At 44.0% G+C, this 22,953-nt stretch carries 19 protein-coding genes and 1 pseudogene; 14 read left to right on the top strand and 6 right to left on the bottom strand.

Annotated features, from left to right (window positions below; genetic code table 11):
- The first annotated feature begins 8 nt into the window (after positions 1 to 8).
- From AC6CIF_RS26820 to glyA, 5 genes are all read left to right on the top strand, one after another.
- Complete coding sequence (locus AC6CIF_RS26820) at positions 9 to 971, top strand: ABC transporter permease subunit (RefSeq protein WP_370511443.1); 963 nt, start codon at positions 9 to 11, stop codon at positions 969 to 971.
- A gap of 14 nt (positions 972 to 985) precedes the next feature.
- Complete coding sequence (gene rbsB, locus AC6CIF_RS26825; RefSeq protein WP_036615972.1) at positions 986 to 1,918, top strand: ribose ABC transporter substrate-binding protein RbsB; 933 nt, start codon at positions 986 to 988, stop codon at positions 1,916 to 1,918.
- A gap of 323 nt (positions 1,919 to 2,241) precedes the next feature.
- Positions 2,242 to 2,985 carry a YggS family pyridoxal phosphate-dependent enzyme gene (locus AC6CIF_RS26830; RefSeq protein WP_498202195.1) on the top strand — a complete coding sequence of 248 codons (744 nt, stop codon included), beginning with the start codon at positions 2,242 to 2,244 and terminating at the stop codon, positions 2,983 to 2,985.
- Between the two features lie 19 nt (positions 2,986 to 3,004).
- Complete coding sequence (locus AC6CIF_RS26835; protein WP_498202196.1) at positions 3,005 to 4,210, top strand: benzoate/H(+) symporter BenE family transporter; 1,206 nt, start codon at positions 3,005 to 3,007, stop codon at positions 4,208 to 4,210.
- Positions 4,211 to 4,235: 25 nt separating this feature from the next.
- Positions 4,236 to 5,480, top strand: coding sequence for a serine hydroxymethyltransferase (gene glyA, locus AC6CIF_RS26840; protein ID WP_498202197.1), 1,245 nt, complete (start codon positions 4,236 to 4,238; stop codon positions 5,478 to 5,480).
- A 135-nt stretch (positions 5,481 to 5,615) separates the two neighbouring features.
- Here the strand turns inward: glyA and AC6CIF_RS26845 are convergent, their stop codons facing one another.
- Both AC6CIF_RS26845 and pdxR read right to left on the bottom strand, forming a co-directional pair.
- Entirely contained in the window at positions 5,616 to 6,236 is a 621-nt protein-coding gene (locus AC6CIF_RS26845) for an NAD(P)-dependent oxidoreductase (protein ID WP_498202198.1), read from the bottom strand.
- A 45-nt stretch (positions 6,237 to 6,281) separates the two neighbouring features.
- Positions 6,282 to 7,712 (bottom strand): MocR-like pyridoxine biosynthesis transcription factor PdxR, encoded by a 1,431-nt coding sequence (gene pdxR, locus AC6CIF_RS26850; protein ID WP_498202199.1) that lies wholly within the window; start codon positions 7,710 to 7,712, stop codon positions 6,282 to 6,284.
- 285 nt (positions 7,713 to 7,997) lie between these two features.
- On the opposite strand from pdxR, the gene AC6CIF_RS26855 reads away from it, so the two are divergent.
- From AC6CIF_RS26855 to AC6CIF_RS26885, 7 genes are all read left to right on the top strand, one after another.
- Positions 7,998 to 10,103, top strand: coding sequence for a serine hydrolase domain-containing protein (locus tag AC6CIF_RS26855; RefSeq protein WP_498202200.1), 2,106 nt, complete (start codon positions 7,998 to 8,000; stop codon positions 10,101 to 10,103).
- A gap of 343 nt (positions 10,104 to 10,446) precedes the next feature.
- On the top strand, positions 10,447 to 11,892 hold the full coding sequence (locus AC6CIF_RS26860) for an amino acid ABC transporter substrate-binding protein/permease (protein ID WP_498202201.1): 1,446 nt from the start codon (positions 10,447 to 10,449) through the stop codon (positions 11,890 to 11,892).
- Entirely contained in the window at positions 11,885 to 12,613 is a 729-nt protein-coding gene (locus tag AC6CIF_RS26865; RefSeq protein ID WP_307412833.1) for an amino acid ABC transporter ATP-binding protein, read from the top strand. The genes AC6CIF_RS26860 and AC6CIF_RS26865 overlap by 8 nt, the downstream gene beginning before the upstream one ends.
- A gap of 307 nt (positions 12,614 to 12,920) precedes the next feature.
- Positions 12,921 to 14,519 carry a spore germination protein gene (locus AC6CIF_RS26870; RefSeq protein ID WP_498202202.1) on the top strand — a complete coding sequence of 533 codons (1,599 nt, stop codon included), beginning with the start codon at positions 12,921 to 12,923 and terminating at the stop codon, positions 14,517 to 14,519.
- A gap of 20 nt (positions 14,520 to 14,539) precedes the next feature.
- Positions 14,540 to 15,751 carry a Ger(x)C family spore germination protein gene (locus AC6CIF_RS26875; protein ID WP_498202203.1) on the top strand — a complete coding sequence of 404 codons (1,212 nt, stop codon included), beginning with the start codon at positions 14,540 to 14,542 and terminating at the stop codon, positions 15,749 to 15,751.
- A gap of 18 nt (positions 15,752 to 15,769) precedes the next feature.
- Positions 15,770 to 16,873, top strand: coding sequence for a GerAB/ArcD/ProY family transporter (locus tag AC6CIF_RS26880; RefSeq protein ID WP_498202204.1), 1,104 nt, complete (start codon positions 15,770 to 15,772; stop codon positions 16,871 to 16,873).
- Between the two features lie 48 nt (positions 16,874 to 16,921).
- Positions 16,922 to 18,019 carry a GerAB/ArcD/ProY family transporter gene (locus AC6CIF_RS26885; RefSeq protein WP_498202205.1) on the top strand — a complete coding sequence of 366 codons (1,098 nt, stop codon included), beginning with the start codon at positions 16,922 to 16,924 and terminating at the stop codon, positions 18,017 to 18,019.
- A gap of 15 nt (positions 18,020 to 18,034) precedes the next feature.
- Here AC6CIF_RS26885 and AC6CIF_RS26890 read toward each other — a convergent pair whose 3' ends face one another.
- On the bottom strand, positions 18,035 to 18,268 hold the full coding sequence (locus AC6CIF_RS26890; RefSeq protein WP_498202206.1) for a YczF family membrane protein: 234 nt from the start codon (positions 18,266 to 18,268) through the stop codon (positions 18,035 to 18,037).
- A 106-nt stretch (positions 18,269 to 18,374) separates the two neighbouring features.
- On the opposite strand from AC6CIF_RS26890, the pseudogene AC6CIF_RS26895 reads away from it, so the two are divergent.
- Both AC6CIF_RS26895 and AC6CIF_RS26900 read left to right on the top strand, forming a co-directional pair.
- Positions 18,375 to 18,449: pseudogene (locus tag AC6CIF_RS26895) on the top strand (small acid-soluble spore protein Tlp); the annotation flags it as partial.
- A gap of 401 nt (positions 18,450 to 18,850) precedes the next feature.
- Entirely contained in the window at positions 18,851 to 19,933 is a 1,083-nt protein-coding gene (locus AC6CIF_RS26900) for an NAD(P)-dependent alcohol dehydrogenase (RefSeq protein ID WP_498202207.1), read from the top strand.
- Between the two features lie 64 nt (positions 19,934 to 19,997).
- On the opposite strand, the gene AC6CIF_RS26905 is transcribed toward AC6CIF_RS26900, so the two are convergent.
- From AC6CIF_RS26905 to AC6CIF_RS26915, 3 genes are all read right to left on the bottom strand, one after another.
- Positions 19,998 to 21,278: a glycoside hydrolase family 27 protein gene (locus tag AC6CIF_RS26905; protein WP_498202208.1), complete on the bottom strand. Its 1,281-nt coding sequence runs from the start codon at positions 21,276 to 21,278 to the stop codon at positions 19,998 to 20,000.
- 108 nt (positions 21,279 to 21,386) lie between these two features.
- Entirely contained in the window at positions 21,387 to 22,268 is an 882-nt protein-coding gene (locus tag AC6CIF_RS26910) for a helix-turn-helix domain-containing protein (RefSeq protein WP_498202209.1), read from the bottom strand.
- Between the two features lie 27 nt (positions 22,269 to 22,295).
- Entirely contained in the window at positions 22,296 to 22,907 is a 612-nt protein-coding gene (locus AC6CIF_RS26915; protein WP_498202210.1) for a TetR/AcrR family transcriptional regulator, read from the bottom strand.
- Positions 22,908 to 22,953 lie beyond the last annotated feature (46 nt).

Genomic DNA, 22,953 nt, shown 5'->3' on the forward strand with positions numbered 1-22,953 from the left:
TGACAACAATGCAGGAAAACAAAACGGCTAAAAGCGGCTTCCGTTTCTCAAACGTGATACAAAAATTGGGACCGCTGCTTGGCTTAATCATTCTTATTCTCATCGTATCGGTGTTGAATCCAAGTTTCTTGGAACCGCTCAATATCTTGAATTTATTGCGTCAAGTCTCGATTAATGCGCTGATTGCCTTTGGTATGACGTTTGTTATCCTGACGGGTGGAATTGATCTGTCGGTCGGCTCAATCCTGGCTTTATCCAGTGCTTTTGTAGCAAATATGATGTTGTCTGGTCTCGATCCGATCTTGTCCATCATTATTGGTGTAGCACTCGGTGGTGTCATGGGTATGGTGAACGGACTAATGATTACCAAAGGTAAAATGGCTCCGTTTATCGCTACATTGGCAACCATGACGATATTCAGAGGACTGACATTGGTGTACACCAATGGTAATCCAATTACAGGACTCGGGGATAACCTGTTGTTCCAACTGTTTGGCCGCGGTTACCTGCTGGGCATTCCGGTACCTGCAATCACGATGCTGATTACCTTCATGATTCTGTGGATTGTTTTGCATAAAACGGCTTTTGGTCGTAAAACGTACGCCATCGGCGGTAATGAGAAAGCTTCCATTATCTCGGGTATCAAAGTTAATCGCGTGAAAATTATGATCTACTCCCTGACAGGTATGCTCGCTGCTCTGGCAGGTGCAATTCTGACATCGCGTTTGAATTCAGCGCAACCAACGGCAGGTACATCCTACGAGCTGGATGCAATCGCAGCAGTTGTATTGGGTGGTACAAGTCTTGCTGGAGGACGCGGACGCATCGTTGGTACACTGATCGGTGTTCTGATTATCGGCGTGTTGAATAATGGATTGAACTTGCTTGAAGTAAACTCATTTTATCAAATGGTTGTAAAAGGTATCGTCATTGCCATTGCTGTCCTGCTGGACCGCAAGAAAACAGCATAAGGAGAGAAGCGAATATGAAAAAGTGGACTGTAACACTCATAAGTATGCTGATGATCATCGTTCTGGCCGGGTGCTCTCTGGAGCCACCGGAATGGGCGAAACCTAACCCAAACAAAAGTAACGGACAGAAGAAAATAGGTTTGTCGATATCTACACTAAACAATCCATTCTTTGTATCACTGAAGGACGGGGTAATGGCTGAAGCCAAAAAACAGGGAATACAGGTCATCGTGGTGGATGCGCAGAACGATTCGGCGAAACAAACCAATGATGTGGATGATCTCATTCAGCAAGGTGTTAGTGCACTTCTGATTAACCCCGCGGACTCTGCAGCGATCTCCACAGCGGTTCAATCCGCTAATAGTGTGGGCATTCCTGTGATCACGCTGGATCGCTCCGCAGATAAAGGCGAAGTGGCGGCACTAGTGGCATCTGATAACGTTAAAGGTGGACGCATGGCAGCTGAATATTTTGTGGAACAACTGGGTGAGGGAGCAAAAGTCATTGAACTTGAGGGTGTACCTGGCGCTTCCGCAACAAGAGAACGGGGTAAAGGTTTCCACGAAGTGGCTGACAAGCAACTCGATGTGGTTTCCAAACAGTCTGCTGATTTCGATCGGTCCAAAGGATTAAATGTCATGGAGAATCTGCTTCAGGGTAATCCTGACGTGCAGGCAGTATTTGCCCATAATGACGAGATGGCACTTGGTGCAATTGAAGCGATTCAAAGCTCAGGTAAAGACATTCCGGTCATCGGATTCGATGGTAATGATGATGCAATCAAATCCATTCAGGATGGGAAATTGACGGCAACAGTCGCTCAGCAGCCTATACTGATTGGCCAACTGGCGTTGCAAGCAGCTCTGGATGTGCTCAGTGGCAAGCAGGTGGAGTCATCGATTCCCGCTGAATTGAAGCTGGTAACGAAGGAAAATGTGAATGAGTAAATCATCATAAAACATGTATCTTCTTGGACATGAACATAGAACTATACCAAGCCGCTAATTTAGCGGCTTTTTTCATTTTGGAAGAAGCGTGGGGGCATCACATCAATCAGATTATTGACTTTTAAAAGCATATTAAAGGAACCCCAATTGAATTAATGTCTACTTTGTCATTTTGGACTGTTCCAAAATAGCATTTTTGGATATGTATATCCAATCCATGCGTTGCTATACTAGCATGACGTTCCACACAGTCTTCACAATACATAAGGAGGAGCTAATCTCATTGATTCATTCCTGTTCGGAATAGAAAGAAGGTGGCTGACATGAAACATCTAGTAGAAGAAAATCTTCAATCTGTAAGACAGCAAATGGCATTGGCCTGCCAGGCTTCAGGTCGCAACATCGAGGACATCAAGTTGTTGCTCGCGACCAAAACTGTACCGCTAGAGAAATTACAAATAGCTATTCAAGCAGGTGAGGTCCTGTTTGGAGAAAACAAAGCTCAAGAACTCCGAGACAAATTCCCACTCATGGAACAAAGCAAGCAGGTGGAATGGCATTTTATCGGACATCTGCAAACAAATAAAGTAAAGGACGTAGTTAAATATGTTACTCTCATCCATTCCGTAGATCGTCTGAAACTGGGTCAAGCGTTACATAACCAGCTTCTCAAAGAGAATAAGACCTTAGATATTCTTGTGCAAATTAATACGTCCTACGAAGAAAGTAAATTTGGTGCCTCTCCAGAAACAGCCGTCGAGCTTGTAGAACAGTTGTCTCAATTCGAGACATTAAATGTGAAAGGTTTAATGACCATTGGAAAACTGAATGCGACAAACGAAGAAACACGACATTGTTTTCGATTGTTAAACCAGATCCGTACACAGATTAAAGAGAAAAATATTCCACGCGTAGAAATGGATATTTTATCGATGGGTATGTCTGGTGACTTCCAGGTCGCCATTGAAGAAGGAGCTACAATGATACGTGTAGGGACAAGTGTATTTGGCCCACGGTATTTACCAGACGAATACTACTGGAATGAAAACACACGCATCGATGATTAAGTGAGAGGTAGTGTTAAATATGAAGACAGCATCCCCTTCGTTACGCGGCCGTGATTTGATATCTCCGGTGATCGCCGCTTTAATATCCGTAATTGTTAATTACGGGGGTACGTTTATCCTTGTTTTTCAAGCTGCAAAAGTGGCAGGTTTAAGCCCGGAAATGACCGCTTCCTGGATTTGGTCCATCTCGATTGGGGTAGGCGTAACGGGAATTTGGCTCAGTTATCGATATAAGGAACCGATTATTACAGCCTGGTCTACACCGGGTGTGGCGTTTCTCGTTTCAGCATTAGCGGTAACCCCTTATCCAGAAGCTATTGGCGCTTACATGATTTCAGCAGTCGGATTTATTATTTTAGGTTTGTCAGGCATGTTTGAACGTTTCGTTCGACTTATTCCCCCAGGCATCGCTTCCGGATTGTTAGCCGGTATTTTACTACAGTTTGGTATTTCGGCCTTTGGAGGGGCGAAGGTAGATCCTTTGCTTGTGATTGTACTGTTTGCAGGCTATATCGTGCTAAGAAGGTTTACTTCCCGTTACGCCATTGTTGGCATATTGGCAATCGGTTTGATTTATTTGATATGCATGGGGAAAACAGACTTCAGTACAATCCAATTGGCTGTAGCATCGCCTGTATTTGTTGTTCCAGCATTTTCGTTAAATGCTTTACTTGGCGTTGCGCTACCGCTGTTCATTATTACCTTGACAGGGCAGTATATGCCCGGAATGCTTGTTCTGCGTAATGATGGATTCAAGACAAGTGCCAATCCTATTTTAACTGTAACAGGTTTGGGTTCGCTTCTTGCAGCCCCATTCGGATCACATGCTTTTAATGTTGCAGCTATTACAGCAGCGATTTGTACAGGGAAAGATGCACATGAGGATTCAACGAAGCGGTATATTGCAGGTATTGCTTGTGGTGTTTTTTATATTTTTGTCGGCATTTTTGGCGTAACATTGGCTGCTCTGTTTTTGATTCTTCCTGCTACCTTTATTGCAACATTAGCGGGATTGGCCTTACTTGGAACCATCGGTGGCAGTCTTGCCAATGCATTAACGGACCCTAAGGGACGTGAAACTGCATTGATTACGTTTTTGGCGACAGCAGCGAATGTGACTTTGCTTGGTGTGGGTGGTGCATTTTGGGGACTGTTTGCAGGAATGATGGCACATCTACTGATGAATAGTAAATTTCCCAAAAAACAATTGGGAACGAATAGATAACCGTAATATTGAGAGGAAGATGTTCATGAAACATTTGGAGAAGCAAGATAAAGTCGTAGGAAATGCTATCCAGCAAGAGCTTGGAAGGCAGCGGGATACGATAGAACTGATTGCATCAGAGAATTTTGTAAGTCAAGCTGTGATGGAAGCAACGGGTTCAGTATTGACCAATAAATATGCGGAGGGGTATCCTGGGCGAAGATATTATGGCGGGTGTGAGCATGTCGATACAGTCGAAGAGATAGCAAATAGCCGCCTTAAAGCACTTTTTGGTGCTGAACATGCAAATGTGCAGCCTCACTCCGGTTCTCAGGCCAACATGGCAGTATATTTTGCCTCGGTTGAGATTGGTGACACAATACTTGGCATGAATCTATCCCAAGGTGGTCATCTAACACACGGAAGTACTGTTAATTTTTCAGGTAGGTTTTACAATTTTGTTCCATATGGTGTCGATGCACAGACGGGCCGCATTGACTTTGACGAAGTACGTAAACTTGCTTATAAGTATCGTCCACGCATGATTGTTGCAGGTGGAAGTGCATACCCGCGGACCATTGAGTTTGAATTATTTGCCCAGATTGCCGCCGAAGTGGGAGCTCTTTTCTTTGTAGATATGGCGCATATAGCAGGAATTGTTGCGGCAGGTTTGCATCCTAACCCGGTACCACATGCCCATTTTGTTTCAACCACCACACACAAGACCTTACGAGGACCACGAGGGGGAGCCATTTTGTGCCGGGAGTCCTGGGCAAAGGCGATCGACAAAGCTGTATTCCCAGGAACCCAGGGTGGGCCATTCATGCACGTTATCGCGGGGAAAGCGGTGGCATTAGGCGAGGCATTGCAATCCGATTTCACAACATATATTGAAGGTGTTCTGAATAACGCCAATGTATTGGCAGAAACTTTAATGAATGAAGGGCTCACCCTTGTATCGGGAGGAACAGATAATCATATCGTGTTGGTTGACTTACGAACTATGGGCCTTACAGGCAAAGAAGCCGAAGCTTTACTGGATGAAGTAGGGATTACGGCGAATAAAAATGCAATCCCTCACGATACGGCAAGTCCTTTGGTTACAAGCGGTATTCGTTTTGGAACTCCGGCTATGACTTCAAGAGGGCTTGGAGCCAGGGAAATGAAAGAAATTGCTCAGCTGATAGCACTTGCTTTTAAAAATCCAAAGAACTCGGATGTAAAAAATCAAATATTAGGTAATGTCCTTGAAATCACTTCGCAATTTCCTCTATATGAAGGGCTTAAATAGCTCAACAGCAGAAACACATAGAGCCTGCAATTGTTCCTAACGGATAACAATTGCAGGCTCGTAATTTGCTTGTTTGTACTGAAACTTACTTTTTTGAACGAAGAGATATACCTTAATTGAGATTTAGGAGACGCCCTAGTAGGCTATACCTACACGAGACTGTACATACTCATCAGACATTAATTGCTGATAAGCAAACTCCGCAGTATCGATTACTGATATAGAAGTTCCGCCGTCAGGCAAATAGTCGCGCTCAACCCGGTACTTACCAAGAGATTCTCCATCATATAAGTAGGTAGGACACACGATGGTCCATTCTAACTCTGAAGCCTTCAGAATGTTGTACATCTCCAGATGTTCTTCAGCTGCCCGCGTGGACTTGCGTCTGGACTCGGGCGATTGAAAACGAAGCAAGCCAGGATCCGTGCGACTTTCCAATATTCCTGCCGTACCAATGGTAATGATTCTTTTGATACGCTCCTGAGCCATAGCCTCAACAATATGTCCCATGGATTGCGATAATGTAGTCGTTCCATCGGTACTTAAGGAACTAACAACGAGATCCACACCCTGTATGGCGTGATGAATATCCTCTTTGACTAGAGCGTTTCCTTGATACAGAACGAAATTGTCATCCCTGATTTGTACCTTTTCCGGGCTTCTAACCAGTGCAGTTACATGATGATTGGAACGTAGGGCATTAGAGACGAAATGACTTCCAACCCGTCCGGTGGCTCCTAACACTAAAATTTTCATTACAAAAAACATCCTTTCGAATCCGATTGGAGAGCATGTTCTCCATCATAATACAATCTTTGCAAGCCGATGTATGCCTTCCTCAATCTGCTCCTCATCCACTTTCGCAAAACCTAATATCCATCCTTTTCGATGACTCTCCAAGCAATATCTACTAAGCGGATACACGCGTACACCTTGATCAAGGGCAGCATTTGTCAGCGCTTCTTCGTCAAATGACGTTTCAGATTCTAGAAGCATATGTAATCCCGTTTCCACACCACTTAATGTAAATCGTGAGCCTAGCCCAGAAGCAACAATGGCTTTGGTCATGACTTCGTGTCTGCGTCGATATATGTTCCGAACTCTTCTCATATGGCGCATAAAATGACCACGCTCAATAAAATGAGTTAGCGTTAATTGTTCCATAATCGGCAGATGACGATAGGTTAATTCATGAACTTGAGTAAGGCGATCGATGGCTATTTTAGGGCCGATGATAGCGGATAGTCGAATGCCTGGTGCAACCATTTTGGAAAAACTCATCATATAAAGCGTATTCTGAGGTTGCTGACTAAATATAGTTGGAAGTGGATCTCCACGGTACCTAAATTCGCTATCGTAATCATCCTCAACAATCCAATATCGATGATGAGCTGCCAAGTGCATCAATTGTTGCCTGCGTGGCTCCGACATAATAACACCAACGGCGCATTGATGAGAAGGTGTGACAAATACGAGTTTTGTCTGTGGGTGAATATGATCTACACATAATCCATACTCATCAACCGGAACGGGATCGACTTGCATCCGGCGGTATTTCATCGCCATCCAAGCGGCAGGGAAGCCGGGATCTTCAACCGAAACTCTGTTTCCCTCACTTAAGAGAGCCTGGGCAATTAAATCGATGCTATGTTGTGCACCTGAGGTTAACAAGATTTGATCAACATCGATATGAATGCCTCGTTCAAGTGATAAATAACGTTGAATCTGCTCTCTTAACGCCAGTAACCCTCTGGCATCGCCATAAGCCCATATATCCAAATTAGGTTCAGTGGAAGCTTGTAAAAAGGATTGCCTCCAGGCTTTTGTGAAACTTTCATCCAGATAAGGCTCGTGGGGATTAAAATCAATTTCTATTTTGCGATTGTCTCTATTGCCAAACCAACTATGCAGATGACCAATCGATTCGTTTAGTGTAGGCAGTTCGGGCGGAATAGGCCCTTGCATCGTGACGTCTTCTGATGAACGAGGTGCATATGTCCAATCACTAACTCTTGTCCCGGCTCGTCGGGAGGTTACCGTATACCCTCGACTGAATAATTCCTCGTACACAATCTGTATGGTTGAGCGTGAAACACCAATTAATTGAGCAAGTTCGCGGGAGGGGAGTAGCAATTCTCCTGGTTGCCATTTCCCGGTTGTGATATTATGAATCGCTTGATCCAAAAGTTGCTGCCAGAGCGGTCGTTGATCATTTCGATTAACTTTTAGCATTGCTTCAACTCCATTACTCATGTTGAATTATGGATTGCATTTATTTATGTAGTTAGCCATGTTATTGGCACTCCATTGATTGATATACCATTATAGCAAAAGTTTAATTTGCAAACAAAATAAAGCTGGACTAAAGCGATTTTTACCGTGTGTCCAACCTATTTTGGTCGGTCCTGCTTGGTTCATATTCGATTCATATTCAAGCCACAGACAGTTCATCTTCTTCGGTTACACTACGGTAGTACGAACACAGAGATTCCTAATCCATAGACTAGACAGGAGAAGATGAGATTGACACGAAAGAAACGAACTTCTATCGCCGCCATAACCTTGGTGTTTGCAATGATGTCCCCAATGTCGGCCATGGCCACACCCGCTACCAGTAACGGTAGTAGCTCTACGTATGATCTAACTAAAAAGGCAGTAAGCGCAAAGGCCAAGGTACTCACTGAATCATACGCTACGACAAGTGTGCAGTACGCACTGATGGATGAGGGCGAGATTGTGATCTCCGGTCAGGCAGGCAAAAATGATCTGAAAAACAACATCCCGCTTTCTTCAGATACCATGTATGGCATTGGTTCAACCAGCAAAATGATGCTCACAACCGCTGTAATGAAGCTAGTGGACCAGGGCAAGATCGATCTTGATGAGCCTGTCGTGAAGTATATTCCGGACTTTAAAATGAAAGACAAGCGTTACCAACAGATTACACCACGCATGTTACTGAATCATTCATCCGGACTTCTAGGAACGTCAAGTAACAGTGCAATACTGTTTGGAGATAATGATACCTATGCCCATGATACGTTACTGGAACAATTGGCGACGCAACATCTGAAGGCCGATCCTGGCGCATACTCGGTGTATAGTAATGACGGTTTTACATTAGCTGAAATTCTGGTTGAGCGGGTCAGCGGCATGGACTTCACAACTTTCATGCACCGGTACATAACCGAACCACTTGGTATGGAGCATACCAAAACACCGCAGGATATTGTGGACTTCAGCCAGATGGCAGCAACATATGTCCCTTCGGATGAGGAGCAACTCCCATTAGAGACTACAAATATGATTGCCTCGGGAGGCATCTATTCCACCGCTGAAGATCTGGTTCAGTTCTCGAAAATCTTTACAGGTGAGGTTGAAGGTGTTCTTTCGGAGGAATCCGTAGAGGCCATGGAGCAAGAAGAATACAAGAGAGGCATGTGGCCAGAAGAAGGCGATTCTTCTATTGGTTACGGCTTAGGCTGGGACAGCGTGAACCTGTTTCCTTTTAATGATTACGGCATCCAGGCAGTAAGCAAAGGTGGCAATACAATAACCTATCATTCCTCATTGATTGTACTTCCGGAGTATAATATGGCTGCTGCCGTAACCTCTTCGGGTGGTCATAGCTCAACGGATCAATTGCTGGCAACTGAGCTGTTGCTTGCCGCGCTTGAGGAGAAGAATATCATTCCAGAGCGTAAGCCGGAGAAGTCACATGATGCACCGGTGAAAACAACCATGCCGAAGGAACTTACACAGCACACAGGCATGTACGCGGGTGGGGCAAACATGTTAATGAAGATGGACGTAAAAGATGATGGACAATTAACGTTATCTAATCTGTCGTCTCCTAACAGTCCTGATCAGACCTATACGTACACCACTGATGGCTCATTTGTTAATGATTCAGGTACGGAAAAGCTGAAGTTCGTTCAGGAAGTCAATGGGAACACATATTTGTGGTCTCGCTCGTATCAGTCTGTTCCTGGACTTGGACAAGTTGCTTCCTCGGAATATAAGGCAGAAAAGCTTGAAACCAATGAATTGTCGGAAGAAGTAAAGGCCGCATGGCAGAAACGGGAAGGCAAAGCCTACGTGTTGGTCAATGAAAAATACACATCAACACTGTACAATGCAGCGATGCCGATGATTCCCATTCATACTTTTAATGAGCTACCGGGTTATGTCTACACGAATAAAATCGTTGGAGCTAATCAAGCTGTGAACCAATTGCAAATTCCTGGATTGGCGGGCCGTGACACGATGGAGTTTAATTTCTATGAGGAAAATGGCGTGGAATACGTTACAGCTGGAGGCAACGTTTATGCTGCTCAAGACATTATAAAACCGATCTATACGGGAAGACAATCGAAGACAACCATTCAAGCGAATGGTCATGCCACATGGTTTTCAATTCCGGCATCTGTTGCAGGTAAAGAAATGACGGTCAAGATGTCTGCAAACAGCGCATTTGCTGTATACGACCAAGCGGGCGTAGGCATTAATCATACAGTGGTCAGTGGACAAAACGAAATTGTGTTGCCTGAGAACGGAACTATTGTATTTGCGGGTGAAGGTGGTTCGAAGTTCGAGATTGTATTGACAACCAGAGCAAATTAATAGATTATAAAAAACTGTACAATAAAAAGTCGCGGAAATCGCGGCTTTTTTTGAGTTTTAAATTTTAAATAATACGTTTTAAAGTAAATTTACCTTTTTTCAGATTCACAATGTAATATTGGGTTTCGCGAAGCTTACCTAAAGGGTAAGTATTAAGAGGGCTTTTACTGGTTGGAAAAAATGATGGAGGAAAATGTTGCAAGTGGAAAGGCAAAGCATTGATTGTTAATATACAGTAAATAATAACAATCAAATGGGCAGAAGATCGACAAAAAGCATAACCGTAATACCGATTCCAAAGAAAATAATGATTATTCGGACAATACCGAGACGGGGAGGACACATGAAAAAAACGAAGATCTCATTTTTTATACTTTCACTGATGCTGCTCCTGGTGAGCGGTCTATCAGGATGGGTGGGGAACGCTGCTGCAGCGTCCGATTCCGGTAAAACCTATGTTATCGGAACTGATGTCACATTTGCTCCATTCGAATATGAAGACGAGAATGGTGATTTTGTTGGTATCGACATGGATTTGCTGGATGCCATCGCCAAAGATCAAAATTTCAAGTATCAAATCAAATCCCTGGGATTTAACGCAGCTGTACAGGCACTTGAAGCGAATCAAGTCGATGGTGTGATCGCAGGGATGAGTATTACGGATGAGCGAAAAGCAAAATTTGACTTCTCAGAGCCATATTATGATTCAGGCGTTGTTATGGGGATTAGTGCCAATAATGATACCATTAAAAGTTACGAAGATCTTCGTGGTAAAAAGGTCGCTGTAAAAACGGGAACAGAAGGGTACAGCTTTGCTGAGTCCATCGCCTCAAAATATGGCTTTACCGTTGTCCCATTCGATGAATCATATCAAATGTATGATGATGTAAAGACCGGTAATTCGGTGGCCTGTTTTGAAGATGAACCCGTTCTAAGGTATGGGGTAAAGCAGAATAATGGTTTAAAAATCGTTACCGCCAAAGAAGACGGGGCTTCCTACGGATTTGCGGTAAGTAAGGGTAAAAATCAGGAACTTCTGGAGATGTTCAATGCTGGTCTTGTGAATATCAAAGCTAACGGTGAGTACAAGCGCATTATCGAAGAATATGTTGGAGAGAATGCCCAAGTCGCAAATCTGGGGCGTTGGGAGTTAATCCAGAAATCTCTTCCTGCACTTTTTAAAGGTCTGGGAAAAACACTTTTATACACGATTGTGTCCCTGTTCTTCGCGTTTATCATCGGTCTGGTTTTCGGATTTATGAAGGTGGGACAGAACAAATTCCTTCGTGGTGTTGCCACCGTATTTGTGGATATCTTCCGCGGTATTCCGCTGATTGTCCTGGCATTCTTTATCTATTTCGGGATTCCACAGGCGATGGGCTTCACGATGCCATTGTTCCTGGCGGCTATTCTGACACTTAGTCTGAATGCAGGGGCGTACGTAACCGAGATTATCCGAGGCGGGATTCAATCGATTGATCGTGGTCAGATGGAAGCTGCCCGTTCATTGGGCATTCCTTATCGCAAAGCGATGATAAAGATCGTTATTCCGCAGGCAGTGCGGGTTATGATTCCGTCCTTCATTAACCAGATGGTTATCACGTTGAAGGATACGTCAATCTTGTCCGTTATTGGTCTCGTAGAGTTGACACAATCGGGTAAAATTGTTATTGCAAGAACGTTCTCCTCTTTTGACATTTGGTTGACGGTTGCGGTTATGTACCTGATTGTCATCATCACATTGACCAAAATTGCTGATTATCTGGAGGTGAAGGTTCGTCGTGGCTAAAATAAAAGTTGAAGGTTTGAAGAAAAGTTTCGGCACAAATCAGGTTCTCAAGGGAATTGATGTGGCGGTCAACGAAGGAGAAGTAGTTTGTGTCATCGGGCCTTCCGGTTCGGGAAAAAGTACATTCTTGCGCTGCATCAACCAATTGGAAGATATCACAGCTGGTCGAGTTATTGTAGATAATCAGGATCTCAATGATCCTAAAACCAACATTAATAAAGCGCGTGAAAATATTGGCATGGTATTTCAACATTTTAACTTATTCCCTCATTTTAACGTATTGAAAAATATAATGTTTGCACCAAGAGAATTAGGGGTTTTAAACGCAGAAGAGGCTCGAAAAACAGGTCTTAGCCTTCTGGATCGTGTCGGGTTGTCTGATAAAGCGGCTAGTTTTCCCAGTCAACTCTCGGGGGGGCAAAAACAACGGGTTGCTATCGCTCGTGCGCTTGCTATGAACCCGGATGTGATGTTATTTGATGAACCGACGTCGGCGCTTGACCCTGAGATGGTAGGAGAAGTCCTCGGTGTTATGAAGGACCTCGCGAGCGAAGGCATGACGATGATGATTGTTACCCATGAGATGGGTTTTGCTCGTGAAGTAGCTGATCGTGTGATCTTCATGGACGGTGGTTATATTGTCGAGCAGGGCACTCCTGAAGAGATATTTGGAAATCCGAAGAATGAACGGACGATCAGCTTTTTGGAAAAGGTACTCTAGCACTGAATCAAAGAATCTTTTGTTTTCATTCATAGAGCAGGGTTAACTACGTATACAGGTATAACATTGAAAGTCGCTATCCTAAGCGGCTTTTTTTTGATTTATGGTAATACGTGATTTATGGAATACGGTAGGCATGGTCTCAGGCGTGCACGGCAAGATGCTGGATGTAAAGTCCAATATCCACTGGAATCCGATCTCTCTATATCCGGATTATCTTCCATGAGTCGACATTTCTTTTTGTATAATATTCTAAAAATATCGAATAATGATAAATAATGCAACTTTAATTAAAAGGAGTATCTTCATGTCATCAAAATGGTTCTTTCAGTCTAAAAAGGAACATAAGAAAAAAGAAATCGTCCATGAGATGGGGTTTCAGGAGGGGAACCATCAGCTTCAGCAAGACTTGGATCAAATGTTACAACAGATCAAACAAGAACTTGGAAATAGTCCAGATTTAATTGTCCGTACGTTTCAAATAACAAGTAGTTTACAAAACAAGGTTGCGGCCGTCTACATGGAAGGGGTGTCCGACAAGGAGAAAATCAATGATTTTGTAGCACGTTCTTTATTGATCGATTCCGTTGATGACACATTGCTGCATTCGAATAATTCACAGAATCTCTTTGACTTAATCATGACTCGGGCATTGACCGTTGGCGATGTAAAAGTCCAAAGTGACTGGAATAGCATGATGTATGCCATTTTATCGGGAGACATCATCATTTTATTCCATGGTCTCAACAGTTGCATCATCGGAAATCTTCGCGGCGGCGAGCAAAGAAGCATATCGCCACCCGAAACCGAAATAAATATTCGGGGTCCAAAAGATAGCTTTACTGAATCCATTGGAACCAATATTTCTCTAATCCGACGGAGAATGAAAAGCCCAAATCTTTGGTTAGAATCAATGCATATCGGTAATATTTCACAGACCGAAGTTGCCATCATGTACCTTAAGGGGATTGCAGGAGATCAGCTTGTGGAAGAAATCAGACGACGCTTAAAAGACATCAGAATCGATGCCATCCTGGAATCGGGATATATCGAAGAGTTGGTTCAGGATCAAACGTATACACCCTTTCCGACTGTTTTTAATTCGGAGCGGCCAGATGTAGTGGCCGGGAGTTTACTTGAGGGGCGGATTGTGGTGTTGGTTGACGGGACTCCAAACGCCTTGATTTTACCAACTACCTTTTCGCAATTTTTTAAATCAGCGGAGGATTACTACCAAAGGTTCGATTTGGCTATATTTATGAGAATGATACGCTATATAAGTTTTTTTATTGTGATATTGGTGCCATCCATATATATTGCGGTGACTGCATATCATCACGAAATGATTCCGACTCCTCTGGTGATTAACTTATTGGCCCAGCGCGAAGGGGTTCCGTTTCCTGTATTGATCGAAGCATTACTGATGGAACTTGCATTTGAAATTATGCGGGAGGCTGGCATTCGCATGCCTCGGGCCGTAGGACAAGCGGTTGCTATCGTAGGGGCCGTAGTATTGGGGCAAGCAGCGGTCCAAGCAGGTGTTGTGACTGCAATGATGGTAATCATCGTTTCCTTAACCGGTATTGCCAGTTTTGCCATACCGGGTTATACCCTCACTACCGCAGCCAGATTGATTCGGTTTCCTATGATACTTGCAGCGTCCATCTTGGGTTTTTACGGGATTATCATAGCCATGATTATGCTCGTGGCTCACATGGCCAGTTTACGATCTTTTGGAATCCCGTATCTGTCACCATTTGCACCGTTTGGTCTAAGTCGCCAAAAGGATACGATTTGGCGCTCGCCTTTTAAATCGGCGATTACGCGTCCTCATTTAATGGACTCTAAACAGTCTTCCTTACTCAAGGATGAGATCCTTTTATCTGATCAAAACGATAATACATGAGAAGGAGGGGATGAAACGTCATGATAACCAGAACGTGGGTCCTTTCTCTAATGATTATTTGCATGTTTTTTCTGGCAGGTTGCTGGAATTACCGGGAGCTAAACGACTTGGCGTTACCCTTGGCTATGGGAGTTGATAAAGTACCGGATAAAAACGAATACCGCTTCTCGTTTCAGATTGTAAACGCCAGAGAAATCGCGGGAGATAAAGCTGGTGGAACTGTACCGGTTATTGTATACTCCGGCACAGGAAAGAACTTACTGGAAGCACTCAGAAGAGCATCGAAAAAAGTGCCTCGCAGGATCAATGTTCAACATGTGAGGGATTTGATCATAGGTGAAGAATTGGCAAGAGAAGGAATGAATGAAGTATTTGATCTGATGGAACGGGATCCTGAACCACGCTTAACGACGAGAGTTTTTATCGCAAGAGACTCAGACGCTGAAACGATCTTGAAAACGCTCACTCCACTTGAAAATATTCCAGCCAATGCGATCCTTGGGAAACTAAAAACAACAGGAAAAGTATTGGCAGAGAATTACGAAGTAGAGATCAATGATGTCATCCACGGGCTACTAACCAAAGGAGGAGGGCCGGTAATCAGTGGAATAAAACTCAACGGAGAGACTCAACTCGGACATGATAAATCGATGTTGGATCGCTCCGATGTTCCTGCTGAATTGGTTGTCAGCGGTATGGCCCTTTTTAAAGAGGGCAAACTTGTGGGGTGGCTAAAAAACGGTGAAGCCCGAGGGGTCTCATGGATTAACAATAAAGTGAAGAATACGATTGTTAACCTCGACTGCAAAGAGAAAAAAGAGACCATTGCGATTGAAATCACTAGCTCTAAAACCAAAATCAAAGCAGTAGTTAAGGGGGAACAACCACTAATATACGTAAATATTCGTGAAACGGGTGCTGTGGGGGAAGTTATGTGTGCGATTGATCCATCAAAATCAGAAGAGCTCAGGAAACTGGAACAGCAGTGGAATGAAAAGGTGAAGGATGAAGTGGTAAGGGCAATCAGTAAGGCACAAGATCTGAAGACAGATGTTCTGGGTTTTGGGGAAGCGGTTGAAAGGGCGAACCCGAAGGCGTGGAAGAAGATGGAGAAGGAATGGAGCAAAATTTTCACGACATGCGAAGTAGAGGTGAAAGTCGAATCGCAGATACGGCGTTCAGGGGAGATAACCAAGCCTTATTTATTCGACCTAAAGAAGGATGAGAAGTAAAGTGGTGGTGGATAGAGCATGGAAAAAGCGAAAATCAGTCCAGGAAAATTGTTTACGTTGATCGTATTGTTTGACATGGGAACCGCGATCATACGCGTTCTGGCCACAAAAGCGGAAAATGATGCCTGGCTTGCCATTCTGCTTGGTTCGTTAGGGGGGATGGTTATATTTTTTGTATACACCTCACTTTATCGTTTATATCCCAGGCTTCCACTCACCGGTTACATTCGAGTGATTTTGGGCAAATGGCTCGGCTGGCCCGTGGGTTTATTATACATTCTTTTTTTTATCCATGGAGCAGCAAGAGATCTGCGTGAAGGGGGAGACTTGCTTATAAGTTCAGTGTTGGACCAAACTCCGGTTTTAGTAGTCAATGTTGTGATGATCATGTCGATTGGGTACGTCCTGAACAAAGGAATTGAAGTGTTAGCAAGAACAGCCCAAATATTTTTGGTCATTTTGGCGATATTGGCGCTGGCAAGTAACTTACTCATGTTTTTTTCCGGAATAATCGAGATTGACCGACTGCTTCCGGTTTTGGGAAATGGCTGGGGTCCCGTTTTAAAAATGACTTTTAAACAAACGATTGAGTTCCCTTATGAGGAATTGATTTGTTTCACCATGCTTCTGCCTTACATGAATCAATCAAATATGGGGATTCGGGCAGGATTTGGGGCGGTGTTGATTAGCGGACTTATTCTCAGTTACTCCAGTGCAACGAATATCGCTGTACTCGGGACTGATATTGCCGGACGAACCACCTTCCCTCTGTTGCATACGGTCAGCTTGATCAATATCGGTGAGTTTATTCAGAGAATGGATGTATTTGTTGTGCTGACGTTAATTGTCGGGGATTTTTTTAAAGTCGCTATCTTTTTTTACGCTGGAGTGATGGCGGCTTCAGATATGTTTCAAATTCGGGACTATCGAAAGCTCGTTCACCCGATCGGGATCATTATTTTATTGATATCCATGATGCTTTCCGGCAACTTTGCGGAGCAAATCGAAGAAGGAGACATTTTATTAGTTACCGTTTTTTTGATGTTTGGAGTGGGCATCCCGATTATCTTATTGGTGGCAGCAAAGGTGCGCAGAAAATTCGAATCTGATCGTAAATATTAGTACGTTTGAAAAGGGAATAATACAAAGTCGAAACGGAGGTGAATCAGATTGGGAAAACCGCGAATTAGTCCAGGACAATTGTTCTCATTAATTATATTGTTTGACATGGGGACTGCGCTGGTGGTCAGTTTGGGAATAAAGTCGGAAAAAGACGCTTGGTTGGCCATACTGTTGGGGACTGGCGGAGGATTACTCCTTTATTTTGTATACACCGCCCTTTTTCGTCTTTATCCAAAGCTTCCACTTACCGGTTACATAAGAGAGATTTTGGGCAAATGGATCGGCTTGACATTAGGGCTGCTTTATATTCTCTTCTTTCTCTATGGAGCGTCAAGGGATGTACGGGATGGCGCAGATTTGCTAGTCAGTTCAGTGTTAGATCAAACTCCGATCATTGTGATCAGCGCTGTTATGATCATGTCAGTCGCATATGTCTTGAATAAAGGGATTGAAGTATTGGCAAGAACGGCCCAAATATTTTTGGTTATTTTGGGGATAGTCGGACTACTGAGCAACGTACTCTTGCTTTTTTCCGATGCAATTGAGATGAATCGACTTTTTCCAGTATTGGGCGATGGTTGGGGCCCCGTGATTAAAACAACATTGAAACAAACTATACAATTCCCTCACAGTGAAGTGATTTGTTTCACTATGCTGTTGCCTTATTTGAATCAATCGAAAAAGGGGGTTCGAGCAGGGTTCACCGCTGTATTGATTAGTGGATTCATTCTCTCCTATTCCAGTGCGCTGAATATCGCCGTGCTCGGCACTGATCTCGTCGGACGTGCCACTTTCCCTATGTTGAATATGATAAGTTTGATCAATATCGGTGAGTTCATTCAGAGACTGGACGTTTTTGTAGTTTTGACATTGATTATCGGAGATTTTTTTAAAGTTGCTATCTTTTTTTATGCTGGAGTGATGGCAGCTGCAGATGTGTTTCAGATCCGAGACCACCGAAAGCTCATTCTGCCCATGGGTCTTCTCATTTTACTTAATTCAATGATGATCACCAGCAGTTTTGCCGAACATATAGAGGAGGGGAATGCAGCGTTGCAGACAGTTTTTATTTTGTTTGGAGTGATTATCCCATTCGTTTTATTGATGGTTGGTGGATTACGGAGACGCTTCAAATCTGGTCGGTGATGCACGTTGTTTGAGTTACTTTTTTTCCATGAAATGAAGAACGATCGGTTTTGTTATTACATAAAGCATAACGAGGGAAATGATGGTCAACTCCTGGGGCGTCATGAATGTGAAAGGAGAAATGATATTTGTAAGGGAAACATGGAAGGGCAATCCAATTAGCAGATCCATAATTATAACAAAGCAAACACTAAGTACAAAGAGCACAAGAGAAAGAATGAATTCTCGCAAGATGATCCAAGCCTCCAATTACCGATTCAATTTGCTTTTAAGGGTACATTGATTATTATGATAACTATGCGCAGATTTCATTCATTGCTGAGTATCACTAACATAAGATTACGGGGAAAAAAACGAACGCCGTAAACATAGCATTTCCGGATTCCGTGAAGAAATCAAAGACGAATCAAGACATCAGCAAAACTCATAATATGGAGACTTATTTTGATTTCGCAGAAGCTTTCTAAGCTGGACGACAAATTGTAAAACAAAAAGAAACTGATATGCTCCTCATATAGCAACAGGTTTTTATTATTTCACCTGTCTACTATATGGGGAGCATATCATTGTAGGCATAATGCAATTCTCTATAAACGCTTGTTTCCTATAACAATCTATCTATAGTCCGCTTAATTATTCAAAATAGGTATATTCCTGAGAAAATTCTTCAAGTTAATCCAATCCCACGGCAAATGCTCGGTTATACCAGCTACTACAATCGGCTATATCTATTGAAACCGCTGAATATGTAAAACGTATCAGTTGTTTGACGGGAAAGGCTGGATGCGTAGTTTCAATGGAAACAAATACTTCCTAAGCGGGATACAGGATATGGATACACATACGTTTATCGAATGGAGAATGATCATGGGAGAACAAATGAATCATGCTGAATTACCCGGCGAGTGGGGCAATCACACAATGAATGCGATGGTGTATGATACCTACGGAACACCAGAAGTGCTTCGAATTGAAACAGTACCCATCCCTGTACCCAAGGATCATGAAGTGTTAATTGAGATCCATGCCACTTCGGTAAATTCCTGGGATTGGGACCTTCTTCGTGGGAAACCTTTCGTTACACGCATCGGCGCGTTTCGGCAGCCTCGATATCGGATTCTTGGGGCAGATATAGCAGGGCGGGTAATTACGGTTGGAGCTTCTGCCAAACGATTCAAACCAGGAGACGAAGTGTTCGGGGATCTTTCCGGTTGCAACTGGGGAGGATTCGCGGAATATGTATGTGCCGCCGAGAATGCCCTGACATCAAAGCCTGCTGGTATCAATTTTGTGCAGGCAGCGGCCATCCCTCAAGCAGCCGTTCTGGCGTTGCAAGGCCTTCGTGATCGAGGAGGGCTGCAACAGGGGCAACGTGTTCTTATTAATGGCGCCGGTGGCGGAGTCGGAACATTTGCCATCCAGTATGCGAAATTGCATGGAGCTGAAGTGACAGGCGTTGACAGCGACGAGAAGCTGGATATGCTACTGGCTTTGGGAGCTGACCATGTGTTGGATTATAGAAAAGAGGACTTCACTGCAAGAGGAGAGCAATACGACCTGATTCTTGATGTCATCGGCAAGCAGTCGGTTTTTTCTTTGAAGCGCGCATTAGTGAGTGGTGGCAAGTATGTAATGATCGGAGGCCCTATGCCGCGCATCCTTGTCAATCTGATGTGGGCACCGTTAGTTGCCGGGCTTGAACGCAAAAAAATAATCATTCTCGTCCATAAACCAAACCATGCGGACCAGGAAGTATGGAAAGAGCTTGTAGAATCAGGTCAAGTCGTACCTATTGTTGATCGGGAGTACACGTTAAGTGAAGCGGCTCAGGCAATTCGAGATCTTGGAGAAGGTCGTGTAAAAGGAAAAGCCGTCGTTACCATTAAAAATTCGAATCAATCAGGTCCATCTTGACGATGAACATGAAATGAAAGAGAGGTCTGTCTATTCATGACAAACCTCTCTTTCATTTGTAAGTTTAAGAAAACCGATAGAGGCGTACACCATGCGTTGGCACAGTTGTATGTAAGGCATTCTCTGTGAAATCAGCTACTTCTCCGCTCCACAATTCGATACCTTCGGTAATATTCGACAGGCCAATCTCTTCAATAATCAGATCCACTTGGAGAGGATTCTCCCCAATGTTGAATACAGCGACGTAGGAGGAGCCTTCATTACTTTGAGCTTTCCATACAATAAGATCTCCTTTGCGTAAGGCTTCTCTGGCTCCGTAACTCTCGCGATGCATTCGCAGAACCTCACGATTAGTTAGCAGGGATAGTGTCCAGTCATCGTTATCTCGCAGTTCACCACCAAAGATGAGAGGGGATCGGAAGATGCTCCACAGCGACATCATCGTCAGCTGCTCGTCTGGTGTGAACCGAGTCCAGCGATCTGCTCCACCACCGTCTACAGAACGAATACCGATATGACCCAAAGGCAACATATCACAGTCTGGCCAGCAGCCTGCTTTGGGAATGCCCTGCCACGTCCGGCAGCGGTCGAACATATCCAATAACAACGGCCAGAGGTCCCAGAAATCGTCCGTGACACGCCACATGTTGGCATGATCAGCCAAGAATTCTGAGTATTCCACCGGGGCAGGGCCAGGAGAGAGACTCAGTACCATGGGCCGACCAGAGCGTTCAATCGCTTTGGATATCATTTCGATCTCTGGCTGATGGGTGTCATAGAGCCTTGAAGCAGCAATATCGTCGACCTTCACCAAGTCAACGCCCCATTGTGCATACAGTTCAAAAAGCGAATCGTAGTAGGCTTGTGCGCCTTCTTTCGAGCTATCGACACCATACATATCTGTATTCCAGGGGCAGATGGAGTTCGGATGAGCAATATCGCGTGCAGTGGCGGTTGTACCCAGAATCGGAGTAGCCGCATGTGCAGCTTGACGTGGAATACCACGCATGATGTGAATGCCGAATTGCAGCCCAAGACTATGAACGTAGTCGGCTAATGGCTTAAATCCCTGTCCACCTGCAGCGGAGGGAAACCGATTCTCGGCAGGCATAAGCCGGGAATATTCATCCATGATTAGTGGAACGAACGGACGATATTGCGAAGAATTGGCCAAAGGCTCGTACCATTGAATGTCAACCGTAATATAGCTCCAGCCGAAGTCTTTAAGATGTTCTGCCATGTACTCGGCGTTGCCACGAATTTCTTCTTCCGTAACGGCTGCGCCGTAACAATCCCAGCTGTTCCAGCCAAGTGGTGGAGTTGATGCTGCAAGCGTATGATTCATGGGAATGCTCCTTTATGGATTAATTATTGCTCTCGCTCAATTCATCATAATAAAGGATTTTATTAATATCTACAGTAATGTTGAGTGTGGAATAGTAAAATATTGCGGTTAATCGAAGAACAATTTACGGTACACAAGGCTTTCTCCGCCACTGCGAAATTCACCTGGGGTAACGCCGGTTATGCTGCGAAAGGCTTTGATAAAATAACTTCCGCTGGAATATCCGACTTGCTCGGCGATGACTTCTATGCTAAGAGTAGTTCCGCGCAGCAGTTCCATTGCTTTCTCGGTACGTACACGGGTCAGGTAAACACCTGGCGTCAAGCCCGTACTTGCGGAAAAGCGACGTATAAAGTGATATTTGGAAAGGGAAACATGCTCCGCAAGGTGATCAATACTGATCATCGTGGAGTAGTTGTTTTCTATGTATTCAACGGCTATTTGAATGTTTTCAGACCAAATCTCCCTGTTGCGCAATGTTGTTTTCTGTAATCGTGTCAATTCTGTCATGAACTGATATACGCTGGATGATGCGATCATAGGATCAGTGATTCTGCCTGCCGCCGCATCAGTCACGATCATCCGCAACAGTCGGATGGGTGTGCAATCAGCGGGAAGATAGGGAACTTCTCCAGCTTCCCGAAGGAATTTTCGCCAATGGGGCAGAATAAGAGTGGGCCTGAACAGCAGGAACAGAAACTCCCAAGGTTCTTTTGATGCTGAATGGTAGTAATAGCGATGTGGCCCTGGAATTTCTGCCAAAAAAGCTTGTCCTGCGGCAACATGATGAATGCGATTATTCGACTCAAATACACCTTCACCCGAGATTGTATATTGGAATAACAGGAGAGGCCCGTCCGAACGTTCGAGTCCATCCCAATGATAAGAAGGATCGGTTATTGAATCACATCCAGCCGCATACAGTACACACAGTTGGAGCTCCTTGTCTTCCGCAAATCGAAACCCATAGGTTCCTTTAGGGATATTCATGTCAACTCTCCTTGTTGCCCTGAATTTTTACTGCGCTCCGCGAATGAAAATATCTACTAGCTTCTGGCCTAGAGAAAAGTTGGAACCATATTTATGCAGGTTATCTTCCCGGTTACCCATTAACATCAATGTCGAGAAAGTCTCTGCGAGGAAAAATGGATCGTCCGTTCGCAGTCTGTTTTCATCCATTGCCCGTTGGAAATGGGAGGCTAACACTTCGTGAATCTGATGCTCCGCGTTGCGTATATCCTGAATTTGTGCTGGTTCAAGAAAAGGTTCAGCTTCTCTCAGCATGGTTTCAATCTCCGCATGTGGATTTCCCAGTCTGGCCTCTGCCAGACGAACAAGCCCCGACTCCAGATTCTCGGCTTGATCAAGGATATGCGAGGTTAACCGGCTCACATTCTGTAACATCGTTGTAAAGGCAACCTTAAAAAGCTCTGGTTTGCTGGTGAAATGATAATAAATGGTTGGCTTTGACACGCTACATGTTTTGCCAATTTGCTGAAGCGTGACTGTTTCGTAGCCATACTCCATGAATAACTGTGAAGCAGTTTGAATAATGGTTTGCTGAATTGAGATATCGTCGTTGCCATGTTTGGGTCTTCCAGGCAAACGTTTGTGTTTTTTTTCTGTCATTGAACTTCCCTCCATGAATATTTTATGACAAATAACGATAGTAAGC

It is taken from the genome of Paenibacillus sp. GQ49 (assembly GCF_059759055.1).